General features: G+C 63.8%; 13 protein-coding genes. 4 read left to right on the forward strand and 9 right to left on the reverse strand.

Annotated elements, in window-relative coordinates:
* Positions 1-18: 18 nt before the first annotated feature.
* The gene (locus tag RR_RS10620; protein WP_011223655.1) at positions 19-1,161 is read right to left on the reverse strand and encodes an NAD(P)/FAD-dependent oxidoreductase; all 1,143 of its coding nucleotides are present in this window, start codon (positions 1,159-1,161) and stop codon (positions 19-21) included.
* Between the two features lie 108 nt (positions 1,162-1,269).
* On the opposite strand from RR_RS10620, the gene RR_RS10625 reads away from it, so the two are divergent.
* A complete protein-coding gene (locus RR_RS10625; protein ID WP_011223656.1) occupies positions 1,270-2,490 on the forward strand; it encodes a PAS domain-containing protein in 1,221 nt (406 codons plus the stop codon).
* A 1-nt stretch (position 2,491) separates the two neighbouring features.
* Here RR_RS10625 and mvaD read toward each other — a convergent pair whose 3' ends face one another.
* The 3 genes from mvaD to msrA form a co-directional block, all read right to left on the reverse strand.
* The gene (mvaD, locus tag RR_RS10630) at positions 2,492-3,466 is read right to left on the reverse strand and encodes a phosphomevalonate decarboxylase MvaD (RefSeq protein ID WP_011223657.1); all 975 of its coding nucleotides are present in this window, start codon (positions 3,464-3,466) and stop codon (positions 2,492-2,494) included.
* 102 nt (positions 3,467-3,568) lie between these two features.
* The gene (locus RR_RS10635; protein ID WP_004957159.1) at positions 3,569-4,105 is read right to left on the reverse strand and encodes a cob(I)yrinic acid a,c-diamide adenosyltransferase; all 537 of its coding nucleotides are present in this window, start codon (positions 4,103-4,105) and stop codon (positions 3,569-3,571) included.
* Between the two features lie 126 nt (positions 4,106-4,231).
* The gene (msrA, locus tag RR_RS10640) at positions 4,232-4,900 is read right to left on the reverse strand and encodes a peptide-methionine (S)-S-oxide reductase MsrA (protein ID WP_011223658.1); all 669 of its coding nucleotides are present in this window, start codon (positions 4,898-4,900) and stop codon (positions 4,232-4,234) included.
* 91 nt (positions 4,901-4,991) lie between these two features.
* Between msrA and RR_RS22420 the strand changes: the two genes are divergently transcribed.
* The 3 genes from RR_RS22420 to RR_RS10650 all read left to right on the forward strand — a co-directional run bounded on the left by RR_RS22420 (position 4,992) and on the right by RR_RS10650 (position 5,841).
* Positions 4,992-5,162: a hypothetical protein gene (locus RR_RS22420; RefSeq protein WP_004518162.1), complete on the forward strand. Its 171-nt coding sequence runs from the start codon at positions 4,992-4,994 to the stop codon at positions 5,160-5,162.
* Between the two features lie 68 nt (positions 5,163-5,230).
* On the forward strand, positions 5,231-5,434 hold the full coding sequence (locus RR_RS10645) for a DUF7511 domain-containing protein (protein ID WP_004957167.1): 204 nt from the start codon (positions 5,231-5,233) through the stop codon (positions 5,432-5,434).
* A 38-nt stretch (positions 5,435-5,472) separates the two neighbouring features.
* Positions 5,473-5,841, forward strand: a complete 369-nt coding sequence (locus RR_RS10650) for a response regulator (protein ID WP_004957169.1) — start codon at positions 5,473-5,475, stop codon at positions 5,839-5,841.
* Here RR_RS10650 and RR_RS10655 read toward each other — a convergent pair.
* The 5 genes from RR_RS10655 to gcvT all read right to left on the reverse strand — a co-directional run bounded on the left by RR_RS10655 (position 5,838) and on the right by gcvT (position 14,385).
* A complete protein-coding gene (locus RR_RS10655; protein WP_011223659.1) occupies positions 5,838-9,725 on the reverse strand; it encodes a PAS domain S-box protein in 3,888 nt (1,295 codons plus the stop codon). The genes RR_RS10650 and RR_RS10655 overlap by 4 nt on opposite strands.
* 76 nt (positions 9,726-9,801) lie before the next feature.
* Positions 9,802-11,223, reverse strand: a complete 1,422-nt coding sequence (gene gcvPB, locus RR_RS10660; RefSeq protein ID WP_049939156.1) for an aminomethyl-transferring glycine dehydrogenase subunit GcvPB — start codon at positions 11,221-11,223, stop codon at positions 9,802-9,804.
* A gap of 238 nt (positions 11,224-11,461) precedes the next feature.
* The gene (gene gcvPA / locus RR_RS10665; RefSeq protein WP_011223661.1) at positions 11,462-12,805 is read right to left on the reverse strand and encodes an aminomethyl-transferring glycine dehydrogenase subunit GcvPA; all 1,344 of its coding nucleotides are present in this window, start codon (positions 12,803-12,805) and stop codon (positions 11,462-11,464) included.
* A gap of 108 nt (positions 12,806-12,913) precedes the next feature.
* A complete protein-coding gene (gene gcvH, locus RR_RS10670) occupies positions 12,914-13,297 on the reverse strand; it encodes a glycine cleavage system protein GcvH (RefSeq protein ID WP_004957180.1) in 384 nt (127 codons plus the stop codon).
* Entirely contained in the window at positions 13,294-14,385 is a 1,092-nt protein-coding gene (gene gcvT / locus RR_RS10675; RefSeq protein ID WP_011223662.1) for a glycine cleavage system aminomethyltransferase GcvT, read from the reverse strand. The genes gcvH and gcvT overlap by 4 nt, the downstream gene beginning before the upstream one ends.
* Positions 14,386-14,488: the final 103 nt, after the last annotated feature.

The raw sequence follows: 14,488 nt of genomic DNA on the forward strand, positions 1-14,488 counted from the left end.
ACAGTTGTCGCAGTATTTCTACTCGTTCTCTACCTCGCCGGTAAGATCCAATTCCTCGCTGACGAGGTCGACGGCATTCTGGACGGCACCCACCGTTCCAAGATAGCCCGCGCCGACAGTTGTCTTGAGCGCCAGCGCGGCCCGCCCGGTGAGAACAGAGGGACCGACCTTCGCCACGGCGTCGTCGCCGACCGAGACGAGCCACCCTGGCACGTTGAACTGGTACTGTGTCAGTCGGGGCTGGAACTCGCCGGAGCTACCCTGTAACCGCTCGACGAGTGTTCCAATGTTGTCGGCGGCGACGCGGGCCTCGCGGATGGCCGCCGCTGCGCTTGCTGGCACAGCCTCGCCGTCGCTGTCGACGACCCGAGCGGCGTCGCCGACGGCGAACGTCGACTCGCCGAGTCGGAGGTCCGCCCGGACGACGGGTCGGTCGGCGTCAAGCGCCGGCGACCCCTCGATACCGCCGGTCCAGACGAACTGGTCCATCGTCAGGTCCGAGCCGTCCGTGAGCGTAATGACATCGGCATCGGCCTCGGCCACACCGGTGCCGGTCCTGACTGTCACGCCGGCGTCGACCAGCGCGTCGTGGACGGCCGACTGGAACGACGCCGGGAACGCCGGCGCGACGGCGTCTTCCTGTTCGAGCAGGAGGACCTCGATATCGCTGTCCTCGCGCATCTCGGCCAGTTCGCCGGCCACCTGCACGCCAGACAGGCCAGCCCCGCCGACAACCACACGGTCGCCGTCACTGAGTCCGTGGAACTGCTCGCGGATCACGTGGGCGTCGTCGAGGCGCTTCAGTGGCGTCGCGTGCTCGCGCACACCCGGGAGCCCATAGAATGCCGTCCGAGCGCCGAGACACACCGCGCCCACGTCGTAGGACAGCGTCTCCGACCCGTCCAGCGTCGCCACGCCGGCATCCGGGTCGACATCGGTGACCGTCGCCTGTCGAATCTCACAGTCGAGGACGTCATCGAGGTCGACGGTAATTTCCTCGGCCAGTGACGGCCGTCTGACGACCCGGTGGAGTTCGTGCTGGACGAGGTGCTCCGTCTGTTCGTCGACGACGACCAGTGAGACGCTGTCGGGGAGAGTCTGTTCGAGCTTTCTGGCGAGCGTGAGTCCGGCGTATCCAGCTCCAAGGACGGCGACGCGCATACTGCCCGGTTGGAACTAGACGCTGATAGACCTATCTCCGCAGAGAGTCGAATCGGCGACCATCGCTCCATTTATATTCATGTACTCCCCCGATTAGGCTAGCCTAAAATGGACGACGGCGCTGAGTTACTCGTTGGTGAGCTGTTTCAATCGCTAGCTGAAGAAGGGCGCACAGAAACGCGCGAAGCGCTGTTGGACGTGTATCAGAACAGCGCCGTCCGTGAGCGAGAGGCGCTGTCTCGGACGCTGCTGTCTGAGCTACTGGCGCTGCTGGACGCTCGGCTCGACCGCGAGACGGAGGTCGAAATACTGGCGAATTCGGTCGGGTCGCTAACGGAGCGCTTCTCAGCCATGGTCCAGTCAATACCTGCCGCAGTGGTGGTGCTGGACGCTGAAAGGTCGATTCAGTTCTGGAACGACGGTGCCGAGCGGCTGTTTGGCTGGGACGAGAGTCAGGTAGTCGGCCGCCCGTATGCCGACACGCTGGCCGAATCACCGGAGACGCTCGATAGGCTGCTGGCGTCACTTGTCGACGGTGAATCGCTCACCGGCGTCGAATCCTGTCACCGGCACGCCAACGGGTCATCGCTCGACGTGCGGCTGTGGGGTGCGCCACTCACCGGCGAGAGCACGGACGGTGCATCGCTGTTCGTCCACGACATCTCGGAGCAAAAACAACGCGAGCAGCGACTCACGGTCCTCAACCGCCTGTTTCGGCATAACATCCGCAACGACGTGACCGTCATCCGCGGGCATCTGGAGCTACTCAGCGACGAACGGGAGAGCGAGCATATCGACATTATTGCGGACCGTATCGAGGATATCCGTGGTTTGAGTGAGGCTGCCCACCAGATTGAGAAACTACAAAACAGCGACGAGACAGAACAGACAACCTTCGACCCGCGTGTATTGCTCTGTGACCGGGCCGGCCGCCTGCAAGCCGAGCACACGACCATCGAACTCCGACAAGACTTGCAGGTCGAGGGCCACGTCGTCGGTCACGAACTCCTGCCGTACGCGTTTGATAACGTCCTCGACAACGCAGTGGAACACAATGATGCCGACACGCCTCAGGTCGACGTGGTAGTCGAACCGGCGGTCGAAGGTGACCGCGTCGTGCTCCGAGTAGCTGACAACGGGCCGGGGCTCCCTGAGACGGAGCAGGCGGTTCTCACAACTGGAACGGAGACACCGCTCACGCACAGCACGGGCACGGGGCTGTGGCTCACGCAGTGGATCGTCCGCGAGTCGGATGGGTCGATCTCGGTGTCGGAGAGCCGGTTCGGAGGAACCGAAGTCGAGATCCGCCTCCGGCGGCCAGTCGACTAGTTCAGAACAGCGCCTTGTCCTCGTCGAGAATCTGTGCGGGGCCGCCAACATCCCAGACGCGGGTGTCGACGCCGCAGTCGGCGACCGTCTCTTCGACGCGGCCGACGTACTCCTCAGTCGTATTGATGTAGACGCTCGCGCCGGTGTCGACGGAGAAGTACACCGGCACGTCCTCGGTGTTCCGGAGTTCTCTGACGGCGTTGAATATCTCGATGGTGCGGGGCTGCCAGTACACCCAGCCGGCGGGGCCGGTCATTGTTGCGGCGGCCAGCGACAGGGAGTCTTTCTCGGCGAGGTCGAAGACAGCGTCGAAGTCGCCGTCGTACAGCGCGTCGCGCATGTCCGAAATCTGGCTGTGAATGTGGGCCATCCGGGATTCGAACATGTGGCTCTCGGCGGCCTCCTTGTGGGCTTCCTCGGTTTCCTTGTAGGATGGGACCATCCCGGCGACAATTCGCAGGTCGTCTTCGAGGTCCGTCTCGATGCGCTCGCTCCGGCAGTCCCTGTCGTTCATGCCGGTCCGGAGGTGAGAGAACGCACCCGTCACTGCGCGGGCGGCCGAGGAAGAGCCGCGGCGTGCGACGGTCGAGATTTCCGGTCGCGTCATGTCGAGACCGGCCGCCTCGACAAGGGCCATCGCCGCGGCGGCAAAGCCGGATGAGGACGAGCCAAAGCCGATGTTCGTCGGGAAGTTGTTCGCTGACTCGAAGCGGACGCCGTGGTCGATGCCGGCGAGGTCGCGGACGTGGTCCACGACGGCGTCGATACGCTCGGCCCCGCGGCCGGTGACCGTTTCGCCGTCGATGACGTACACGTCCACCTCGCGGTTCGGGTCGAAGGCGGCCGTCGTCTTCGAGTGGCTCGGCGCGGTACAGACGGAGATGCTGTCGTGGTACGGCAGTCGCAGTTCCTCGTCGCGCATCCCGTGGTACTTGACCAGCCCCTGAATCGGATGTGCCTTCGCGGTCGCTTTCATACCTCACCCTTCCGGGCCGGTCACTTTGCTATTGCGAACCGCCGGCGCTGGCGTGGCATCGAGTCACCGATACCTACCTGCCGGACAAAAGTGGTGTAATCGTCAGTACTCGGGGTTCTCCTCGCGGATGCCTTCACGCTTGTTGACGAGGCGGGCAAGCGTAAACAGGGCGTCAGAGAGCCGGTTCAGGTAGATGATAGCCGTCTCATTGACGCCAGCCTCCTCGGCGGCGAAGGAGACACAGCGGCGCTCTGCGCGGCGACAGACCGCGCGGGCGTGGTGGAGCTTCGCCCCGGGTTCCGACCCGGATGGGAGGATGAACGATTCGAGCGGGTCCAGCTCTGAGTCGGCCTCGTCGATGAGTTCTTCCAGCGTCTCGACGTGGGACTCCTGTATCCGCGGGTCGCCCTCCTCTGGGCTTGGGTTGGCGAAGTCGGCCTGCACGATGTGGAGATGGTTCTGGACGACGCGGAGCTTCTCGTCGATGTCGTCGTGACCGGTCGGTCTGACGACGCCGACCAGCGCGTTCACTTCGTCGACGGTGCCGTACGCCTCGATGCGGCGGCTGTCCTTCGAGACCCGCTCCATGTTCCGGAGGTCTGTCTGGCCCTGATCGCCGCGGCCGGTATAGATAGTCATAACTAAATCTGGCACTGCCAGCGTCTTATAGCCGTGGGCGAATCCTTTGGGAGCGTGGGCGGCCGAGTCCCGTGGCAAGCATAGGCGACCGAGCCTCGTGGCGACTGTGGACCGCCGGCACCGCGTTCAGAGTCGGCGGCGGACCTCCGAAAGCGCAGCCGGTGAAATATCCAGTTCGGCAAACAGCGCCTCGCGTTCGTCGTCCTCGCCGTGGCCGGCGACGAAGCCGTTGAGCCGGGCGGCGACCGTCGAATCGACGAACGCGTCGCCGTAGGTGTCTTCGAGTTCGTCGGCGACTACTGGCGTCGAGCGGAGTTCGTACTTCTGATGGTAGTCTTCCGCCAGATAGAACTGGTCGAGTGTTTCGATGGCCGTCTCGACGGACTTCCCGGTCCGCGATTCGAGGTCGTCTCGTGTCCGCTTGGCGGCCTCGCACTGCTGGTCGTCGTGTGCCAACACCACGCCGCGGTACTGGCGCTTCAGGGGTGCAGAGAACGGTGCATGATTCGCCCAGAACACGTCCAGCAGCGCTTCGTAGCTCACCGTGTCAGGGTTGTACTCGACCTGCACAACCTCGGTGTGGTCGCCCAGCGAATAGTAGCTCGGGTCCGGTTCCGTTCCGCCAGCGTAGCCGACCCGGGTCCTGACCACACCTGGTGTCGCGCCGAACCGCGCGTCCGGGCCCCAGAAACAGCCCATGCCGAACGTCGCCGTTGCAGTCGCCGACGGCGGCGGTGCCTCCGCATCGGCAGCCAGTGCTGTTGGATGGGTCGGCTCGTACGCACTCGGAGTCATACTGAAAGACAGGGGTTCGAGTGGTTTGCCTGCTTCGCCGTCCCAAGTGGAACCGGGAAATTCAACTGTACCCCCGCGGAAACTACTCGATATGAGCCTCGAACTCGAACACTACTGCCCTGAATGCGAAGAGTACCGCGATTTCTGGAAGGTCGCGAGCACGACGATGCATCTGGGAACCAAAGTCAAGTGGCACTGCCCGGAGTGTGACTACGGGTTCGTTCGTATCAACGGCGAAGTCGACACCGGGCAGGCGGCATAGCTCTCCGGAGCGGTATAGAGACCTCTTAGCAGCCGTTTTACACTCTCCCCGAGAGATATCTACTACCGATGAATCTCGACCCGGATGGTGCAGGGAGCGCGACCACCGAACAGGCGCAGGCCCCGCACGAGCTGTCGATGACCGTGGTTGAGTACACCGGTGAACCGGACCGCTGTACCGTGTCACCGCGGGGGCTTTCCGGCATTGCCAAGCTATCGACGTGGATTACCGTGGACAAGCGAGTCGTGGTCGACCTAGATGCGATGCGGTGACCGAGAGTTTTTATCGGGGAACCACAGACATAGAATCGATGAGTATCGAGGTCCTACTGGTAGACGAGGACGTAGACGTTCTAGAAATCGTCGGGACGTTTCTGGGACAGGAAGACGGATTCGAAATAACGACGGAGGCCGACCCAGAGGCGGCACTGGACCTGGCCACTGACGGCGATTTCGACGCAGTCGTCAGTGACTACAAGATGCCCCGGCTCGACGGGATGGAGCTGTGTGCCGCGCTTCGGGAGAACGGCGTTGACATCCCGTTCCTGCTGTTTACGGCCCGTGAGCACGACGATGTCGCAGATGCCGCCACAGAGCACGGCGTCACTGCCGTGGTCCAGAAAGGGACGGGCACGGAGCAGTACAGCGTGCTCGCCGACCGGATCCGCGACACTATCTAGACGTCTATCCGGGGCAGTTTCAGCGTGACGACTGCCCCACCGTCCGAACCGCTACCGAAGTCCACCGTGCCGCCGTAGGTTTCGGCCACCCAGACGACCAGCCACAGGCCGAGTCCGGTTCCGTGGCGCAGTTGCGTTATTGGTTCGTCGCCCGTCACAACATCGAGTTCGTGCTGTGGAATCCCCGGCCCGTCGTCAGCGACCGTGATAGAGACGGTTTGTCGGTCCACCTGGACGTCGACGCGGACCGAAGGGTCATCGCCGCCGTGTTCGAGGCTGTTTTCGACGAGTTCGCCCAGAATTCGATGTAGCCGCCCGTCACCCGCCGTAACCGGCGTCTCCGGGAGGTGTGTTTCAATTTTGCCGGCGTGCTTATCACGATGCGATGACACGATATCCGTGATAGTCGCTGACACCTCGACCGGGCCCGTGCCAAACTGGTCGCGGCGCACGGACCGCTCCATGTCGCGTGCGCGCTCGCTCAGCGACGCCATCTCTTCGGCCTTTCGCTGGAGCCTGTGGAGAATGGAGCGATGATTCTCGTCGTCGATTCGCTCGTCCAGCGCGTCAGCCATGCCAAGGACGACGGTCAGGTCGTTTCTGAGATTGTGCCGCAGGACCCGGTTGAGCAGTTTCAGCCGGCGCTCACGCTCGCGCTGTTCGGTTATGTCCGTGTAGATACCGAACCCGCGGACGCTGTCGCCGTCCCGGCTGTATGGCACGCCCCGGAAGAGGAAGTCACGGAACCCTGTCTCGGTCATCAGTCGGAGTTCAGTCTGGAAAGGGTCGCCGTCTGCCTGTCCATCGTCAAACTGGGGTAGTTCGTCGTTCGTAGCGTCCGGCAGCCGGAGGAGGTCGGATAGGGGACTGTCGACGGCCGTGTCCTGACCGTACCCGAACACGTCGGAAAACGCGGGGTTGACTGATCTGACGACCGACTCATCCGCAACTGTCTCCGTCTCGATGACGGCGTCTGGAAGCGTATTAAACAGGTACGAGAACCGGTCGCGTTCGTCTTCCAGCTCTGCCCGCGCCTGCTTGAGTTCAGTCAGGTCCCGGACGACGCCGACGGTACCACGAAACTGGTCCGCGTCGATCAGCGACACCTCGATCTCTGCCGGGCGCTGCTCTCCGTGTGCCGTTTCCAGCGCCGTTTCGAGCTGGACCGCCCCGGTTCCGCCCTGCTGACAGAGGTCACCGATGCGACATGTAAACTCATCAATCGCGTCCTGATCGAGAACAATGCGCGGGTGCTGGCCCAGAAGCGTCGCCCGCTCGTAGCCGAGCCATTCCGCGAGCGGTTCGGTGACCAACTGGAACCGGCCTTCGTCGTCGAGGACGTACATCATATCACGGACATTTTCGACCACTGATTCGTACCGCAACAGGCTCCGCTCGCGCTCGACGCGGTCGAACGCGGCGGCTGCATTGGACGCGAGAATCTTCCCGACGGAGACATCCGATTCGGTGAACTCGTGTCCCTGTTGCGCACCGACACTCACGACACCGTGGTCACCCATCGGGAGGTACATCGTCGCCGACAGAACGTCGGAGTCGTAGTTGTCGACCCGGTCGAACTCGTCGATGACCAGCGGGTCGCCGCGCTCGAACGCTTCTCCGGGAAACCCCTCGTCGGCGTTGTATACCGGCCGGTCCGGGACTTTGTCGCTGGCAGCGGCTGGCCGGAGCGTGTCCGTCTCCTCGTCGTACAGCCGCACGAGCGAGTGGTCGAACCCGAGGTCCGACCGGGTCGCCTCGATGACCGTTTCGGCGACTTCCTGGGGCGTCTGTGCCTGCATGAGCGACCGGGTCGTGTCCAGTAGTCCGGACAACGCCTCGTCACGCCGTTTCTGCTCCGTGATATCCCGAATAACGCCTGCGGTCCCGGCGAATCGCTCGTCGTCGTCGTACAGTAGCGTCATGTGGTCTTGCGCAGGGAACGACCCTCCCGACGCCTGCTGGATCGACAGTTCGAACGTCTCCTCGTCGTCGCGGTCCTCGAATATCATCTCCTGAACGATAGATTCGGCGCGCTCGACGACGCCGTCGTTCTTGATGAAGCCGGTGTACGAGCCAAGCAGCTCTTCCTCGGAGTAGCCCGTCAGGTCGGTCATCGCCTGATTGACGAACTCGAAGTACCCTTCGGAGTCGAGGGCGTACACGCCGTCGTCGACCGCCTCGATGATGTTCTCGTACCGTTCGAGTTCGTCCTCACGGTGGCGGCGTTCGAGTTCGTGGTTGACCCACTCAACGAGCAGTTTCATGAACGCCTCCTCGCTATCGGAGAACGACTCCGACCGGGCCTGTTCGTCCCCGAAACAGAGCGTTCCGTATGGCTCGCCGGCGACCGTGATGAGGCCACCGGCGTAGCACGCGACGCCGCTTTGCTGGTACACGTCCGCCGCGTGTCCCCCCTCGGTGGTGGCATCGGCAATCGCATAGAGGTCACCGGAGTCGAGCACTCGCTGGCAGTAGGTATCCGCAAGCGGCGTCTCTGTCCCGGATTCGAGAGGGGTGTTCCCGGTGACCGTCTGGATTTCGTGGACTCCGTCCTCGATACGGCTCAGGTAGCCAAACGCCATGTCGAGTCGGTCCAGCCCGATTTCGATGACTCGACCGACGGTCTCGGCCTCGCTGAGTCCGTTTCCGGTAGCAAGCTGTGTCAGCTCCTGTAGCGAGTCGTTGTTGGCACGCAGCGTCCGTTCGCGCTCCTTGCGTGCTGTGATATCCGTGGCGATGGCGACGAGACGCGGAGCCTGTGCGTCGCGTTCCTCGATGACTCCGCGCGTCCGGAGCCACCGCGTCTCCCCGTCGACGTCGGTACGGAACTCGGCGTCGACCCGTTCATCTTTTTCAGACACCCGCTCGAACGCCGCTTCGAGCGACTGGCGGTCGTCGGGGTGGATATACTCGTAGAACGCCGAGGCGGTGCCTTCGAAGGCCGTCGGTGTCGTCCCGAAGAGTTCCGCGGTCGCCTCGTCCCAGACCATCTCGTCAGTTTCTAGATTCCACTCGTAGACGCCGGTGTCCGTTCCGTCCAGCGCCAGGTCGAGTCGCCGGTTCGTCTCTTCGAGGGCCCGTTCGCGCTCCTTTCGGTCGGAGATGTCCCTGAGAACGCCCGTACAGAACCACTGCCCGTTTCGCTCGAAATCGCCGAACGACACCGCGACGGTCAGCTGGTCTCCGGCGGCGGTCACGAGCGGCAGTTCGAGGTAGTCCCAGTCGACGTTCCGGTTGCCAGTCCGAAGGTATCGATCCAATCCCTCGAAGTGAGCGCTTCGCAGATGTTCGGGAATGACTTTCGCGAAGTCGTCGCCGACTAGTTCCTTGCGGTCGTAGCCCGTCAGTTCGACAGCCTCGTCGTTTGCGTATACGACCTCGCTGTCGGCGTCGATGGTGACGACGGCGTCGGAGATACTGCCGGCGATGGCATCAAAAGAGTCTGCAAGTTCCGGCGGGAGCCGCGTCGGCCGGTCATCGGGAGCCGCCGGTGGGTCGCTCCCGTCGTCTCGGCCTGTCGGTTCGCGTCCCTGCGTCACGATGTCGTACACCCGATCTGTCAGCGACACTTCGCTGCGAGGGACGTACTCGGTTACATCAAGCCGTGTCGCGCGAGCGGCGACCGTCCCGTCTGGCTCGGCCGTACAGAGAACGACCGGGAGCGCGTCGTACTGCTCACGTATCGCCGCTAACACATCTAGCCCGGTTTCTGACCCTGACAGGTGCTGTTCACAGACGACGACATCGTAGCCGTGCTCGGCCAGTTCCGACAGCGCGTCCGTCACGGTGGCGACTGCCGTGACTGAGACCGGTGCGTCAGGTATGGCTGTGTCCGCGTCTTCGCCGGCAGGGCATACGTACAACAAATTCGGCATATCGGACATAGCGTTCCGTTGTAACTGCTATACGATGGGGTGGCATATACGCTCTGGCGAGAGTATCAAATGTCGAAACGAGCGGCTACATGTCGTCAAGCGCCTGCCAGGAGAGCTGTGGGTTCCGGGCCGCGGTCACCTGATCGATGCGTTTCGCCGCCGGACGCGACGGCGCATCGGCCAGTTCGGCGTCCGAATCACCGGCCACAGCGTTGAATGCGGCCGCGAGCTGGTCCAGCGAGCGCTTGGTCTCTCCTTCCGTGGGCTCGGTCATCAACGCCTCGTCGACGATTTCGGGCCACTTCGTCGTCGGCGGATGGACGCCGTAATCGAGCATCCGCTTGGCCGCGTCAGCAGCGTCCTGCTCGCCCGCGCTGGCGACGAACTCGTGATGGAACGGGCCAAATGGCACCTCGTACTCTATCTGCTCAGCGAGGTAGTTCGCGTTCAGCACGGCCTTCGCGCTGGCGTCTCGGAGGCCTTCGTCGCCCAATCTGGCGATGTACGCAAAGGTCTTGAGCAATACCGGCCAGTTGCCGTAGAAGCCATGCACCTTCCCGATCGAGTTCGCCGGCTCGTAGTGTTCGTAGTTGCCACCACGTTCCCTGACGTGTGGGTTCGGGAGGAACTGGGCCAGTTCCTCGCGGACGCCGACCGGGCCGGCACCGGGGCCACCGCCGCCGTGGGGTGTCGCGAACGTCTTGTGGACGTTGTAGTGCATCACGTCGAAGCCCATGTCGCCGGGGCGAGCGCGCCCAAGCAAGGCGTTGAGGTTCGCGCCGTCGTAGTACAGCAGGCCGCCGGCGTCGTGGACGATGTCGGCGACGTGCTCGATATCGCGCTCGAACAGCCCAAGCGTGTTGGGGTTCGTGAGCATCAGCGCGGCAGTGTCGTCGCCGACGGCCGCCTCCAGCGCCTCGATGTCGACGCGGCCGTCGTCACCGCTCGGTAGCTCCACGACCTCGTAGCCAGCCATCGCCGCCGTCGCGAAGTTCGTGCCGTGCGCCGAGTCCGGGATGACGACCTCCGAGCGCTCGTCGTCGTTGTGTTCGTGGTAGGCCTTCGCGATCTGGATGCCGGTGAACTCACCGGCCGCGCCGGCCGGCGGCTGCAGCGTTACGGCGTCCATGCCGCCGATGCGGCCCAGATAGTCCTGGAGCCGGTGACACAGCGCCAGCGTCCCCTGTACCGTCGAATCGGGTCGGCCAGGGTGGATGGCGGCGTCCGCCCGTGCAGCCACGTCCTCGGTGAAGGAGGGGTTGTACTTCATCGTACACGAGCCGAGCGGGAACGGCCCGCTCTCGACGCCGTAGTTCATCTGCGAGAGGCGCGTATAGTGCCGGGCCAGTTCAGGCTCGGCCGGGTCCGGTAGTGAGAGGCTGTCCCGCGTCAGATCATCTGGCAGCGGCGAATCCTCGATGTCAACTGTCTTGCTCGTCTTCTCCGAGAGCAGCGGCTCGTACAGGTCGTCGCTGTCGTCGGTCCAGCGCGCTTGATCGTATTTCACGCGAGACACCCCCGTGTCGAGCGTGAAGCTCGTGGGACGTGGTTTGTCCCACGGTGTTTCGCCGAGTAGCGCGAGGCGAAGAGACACCCCCGTGTCGAGCGTGAAGCTCGTGGGACGCGGTTTGTCCCACGGTGTTTCGCCGAGTAGCGCGAGGCGAAGAGACACCCCCGTGTCGAGCGTGAAGCTCGTGGGACGTGGTTTGTCCCACGGTGTTTCGCCGAGTAGCGCGAGGCGAGTGTCATTTCGCCACCTCCCGGAACGCCGCCACGAACTCGTCTGTGGCATCAGTAGTGGTCTCGGTCACACACACCTGCACCAGGTGGTCGTCGACCGCGTGGACCGCGAAGCCATCGGCTGCGAGGTCGGCAACGATGGCGCTTGCGGGCTGGTCCGTGTGTGCGAGGAACTCCCGGAAGTGGTGGCGGCCGTGAATCGGGGCCGTCACCCCGACAATATCGTCGAGGCGGTCGGCCAGGTCACGAGCGCGGGTGACGCAGTCTTCAGCAAGATCGACCAGCCCGTCCGGACCGAGCCACGCGGCGTGCATCGCGGTTCGGAGCGCAACCCACGCCTGATTCGTACAGATGTTCGAAGTGGCCCGCTCCTTGCGGATGTGTTGCTCCCGCGTCTGAAGTGTTAGCGTGTACGCGCGGCGGTCGGCGGCGTCTTCACTGGCCCCGACCAGCCGACCGGGGACCTGCCGCAGATACTCCTCGCGGGTGACGAACATCCCCAGCCCGAAGCCGTAGGCGGTGCCAGTCCCCAGCGACGCGGCGTCGCCGACGACCACGTCGGCTCCGACATTGGCTGGGCGCTCCAGCAGGGACAGCGCGATCGGATCCGAGCCGAGACAGAACAGCGCGTCATGGTCGTGGGCAAGGTCACCGATTGCGCCGAGCCGTTCTTCGATAACGCCACGGACTGTCGGCGACTCGGCGTATACCATCGCGGTGTCGTCGCCGATCTCGTCGGCCAGCGCCGGCACGTCGGCGACGCCGTCGGTCATCGGGTAGGACTCGACCGTGAGGTCTGGTCCCTCGGCATAGTTCGACAGGACGGCGCGTTTGCCCTCCCGGAGGTGTTCAGGAACCAGAATCCGGTCGCCGGACACCGAGCGGACGCGCTGGGAGAGCGTCGCCGCCTCGCCCAGCGCCGTCGCGTCGTCGTACATCGAGCAGTTGGCAACGTCCAGTCCTGTGAGTTCCACCAGCATCGACTGGAACTCAAAGAGGGCCTGCAGGAATCCCTGTGCGACCTCGGGCTGGTACTGCGTGTAGGAGGTCAGGAACTCCGACCGGCTTGCGAGGTCGTCAACAACGCTCGGGACGTAATGGTCATAGTGGCCGCGGCCGAGAAACTCAGTCAGGTCGGCGTTGCGGCTCAGAAGGCCAGCGACTTCCCGGCGCGTCGCCCGCTCGCTCCGGGCGTCGATGCCGAACTCGCCGTCGAAGGCCACGGACTCGGGAACGTCGAACAGCGACTCAAGGTCGTCGGCTCCGACAACATCGAGCATCGCCGCGGTTTCTGCGGCCGTCTGCGGTGCGTACGGACTGCCTGTCGCATGTGAGTTACTGTTACTCATTTGAGAACCACCCAGTAGCGCCGGGGTGACATGATATCGACAGCTAGCGACCGTGTCCACATTAGGTTACTCCTTTCACCCCCTGCAAGGGACCGCTGCTACCGGGGGTTACTCGATCTGATCGCGGTACGCGTCGGGTGAAAGCAGGTCGTCGGTTTCGCTCTTGTCGTCAACCTCGACAGTGAGCATCCAGCCGTCGCCGAACGGGTCCTCGTTCAGCAGTTCCGGCTCGTCGCGGAGTCGGTCGTTGACTGCTGTGACGGTGCCGGAGACGGGGGCGTACACGTCGGACACAGCCTTGATAGACTCCACCACGCCGAAGTCCTCGCCCGCAGTCAGCTCCGTGCCTTCATCGGGCAGTTCGACGAACACCACGTCGCCGAGTTCGTCCTGTGCGAACGCCGTGATGCCGACCTCGGCAGTGTCACCGGCGACGCGTACCCATTCGTGTGACTCCAGATATCGCAGGTCGTCGGGAACGTCGAAGCTCATCTATCGAGGAATGGCGTGCTCCTGGTACGTGCTTTCTTCGGTTCACCGCGGACGACGACGCGGACGGACTTGTCCGGTTCAGCGTACGCCGACGGGACGTAGGCGAGGGCAATCGGTGCTCCCAGTGTCGGACTCATCGTTCCGCTGGTGATGTGGCCGATCGGCTCCCCGTCCGGCGTTGTCACGTCGTACCCGTGGCGCGGGACGCCGCGGTCGACAAGCTCGATGCCGATGAGCTTCTCTTCGGGACCGTCCGCGGCGACGCCCTCCAGTGCGTCCCGAGCGACGAACTCCGTATCGAGCTTAACTGTCCAGCCGATACCGGCCTCGTAGGGCGTTCTGGGCTCGTCAACCGGATGGAACTCCTGGCCGGAGAGCAGGAAGCCCATTTCCAAACGGAGGGTGTCGCGCGCGCCGAGCCCACAGGGTTGACACTCCAGTGCGTCCCAGACCACCCCGGCGTCGTCGGGCGGACAGAGGATTTCAAAGCCCGGTTCGCCAGTGTAGCCCGTCCGGGCGATTAGCGAGTCCACGCCGGCGACAGCCCCGGCAGCCACCTCGAACCGAGACAGGGCAGTGAGCGAGACATCTGTCTCGGCCGACAGCAGGTCCGGCGCGTCAGGCCCTTGGACGGCAATCATCGCGTACTCCTCTGTCCGGTTCGTCACCGTCGCGTCAAGCCCACGCTCATCTCGCTCAGAGAGCCACCGCTCGGTCATCTCTCCGTCGTGCCCGGCGTTCGGGATAAACAGGAACTCATCGGCCGCGCCTTCCGGCAGTCGGTAGACAACGGTGTCGTCCAGCATAATCCCATCCTCATCTGTGATGGCCCCGTACTGGGCCTCGCCCGGGTCCAGCACGGTCACGTCGTTGGTGGTCAGCCGCTGTGTCAGCGTCGCCGCGTCCGGCCCGGCCACGGTTATCTGTCCCATGTGCGAAACGTCGAACTTCCCGGCTTCGCTCCGAACTGCCTCGTGTTCTATGCGGATCGACTCGAACTCGACCGGCATCTCCCACCCGCCGAAATCGGTGAACGAAGCGTCTGCTCGCTCGTGAATCGCAGAGAGCGGTGGTGCCCGCAGTGTCATACGCGGACCTCTCGTCCCCCGTGGTCTTACCGTTTGGCCCTCCACCGCTTGCTGGCGTCTCATAAATCATATACGACGATATCAAATCGCTTACTGCGGTAGA

Origin of the sequence: Haloarcula marismortui ATCC 43049, assembly GCF_000011085.1 — an archaeon.
Taxonomy (GTDB): Archaea; Halobacteriota; Halobacteria; order Halobacteriales; family Haloarculaceae; genus Haloarcula; species Haloarcula marismortui.

What these genes read in the sequence shown, in the direction of transcription:
- RR_RS10620 (WP_011223655.1), bottom strand. Translation starts at nt 1,161, where the DNA reads ATGCGCGTCGCCGTCCTTGGAGCTGGATACGCCGGACTCACGCTCGCC.
- mvaD (WP_011223657.1), bottom strand. Translation starts at nt 3,466, where the DNA reads ATGAAAGCGACCGCGAAGGCACATCCGATTCAGGGGCTGGTCAAGTAC.
- gcvPA (WP_011223661.1), bottom strand. Translation starts at nt 12,805, where the DNA reads ATGAGTAACAGTAACTCACATGCGACAGGCAGTCCGTACGCACCGCAG.
- RR_RS10650 (WP_004957169.1), top strand. Translation starts at nt 5,473, where the DNA reads ATGAGTATCGAGGTCCTACTGGTAGACGAGGACGTAGACGTTCTAGAA.
- gcvT (WP_011223662.1), bottom strand. Translation starts at nt 14,385, where the DNA reads ATGACACTGCGGGCACCACCGCTCTCTGCGATTCACGAGCGAGCAGAC.
- RR_RS10625 (WP_011223656.1), top strand. Translation starts at nt 1,270, where the DNA reads ATGGACGACGGCGCTGAGTTACTCGTTGGTGAGCTGTTTCAATCGCTA.
- RR_RS10655 (WP_011223659.1), bottom strand. Translation starts at nt 9,725, where the DNA reads ATGTCCGATATGCCGAATTTGTTGTACGTATGCCCTGCCGGCGAAGAC.
- RR_RS22420 (WP_004518162.1), top strand. Translation starts at nt 4,992, where the DNA reads ATGAGCCTCGAACTCGAACACTACTGCCCTGAATGCGAAGAGTACCGC.
- gcvH (WP_004957180.1), bottom strand. Translation starts at nt 13,297, where the DNA reads ATGAGCTTCGACGTTCCCGACGACCTGCGATATCTGGAGTCACACGAA.
- msrA (WP_011223658.1), bottom strand. Translation starts at nt 4,900, where the DNA reads ATGACTCCGAGTGCGTACGAGCCGACCCATCCAACAGCACTGGCTGCC.
- RR_RS10645 (WP_004957167.1), top strand. Translation starts at nt 5,231, where the DNA reads ATGAATCTCGACCCGGATGGTGCAGGGAGCGCGACCACCGAACAGGCG.
- RR_RS10635 (WP_004957159.1), bottom strand. Translation starts at nt 4,105, where the DNA reads ATGACTATCTATACCGGCCGCGGCGATCAGGGCCAGACAGACCTCCGG.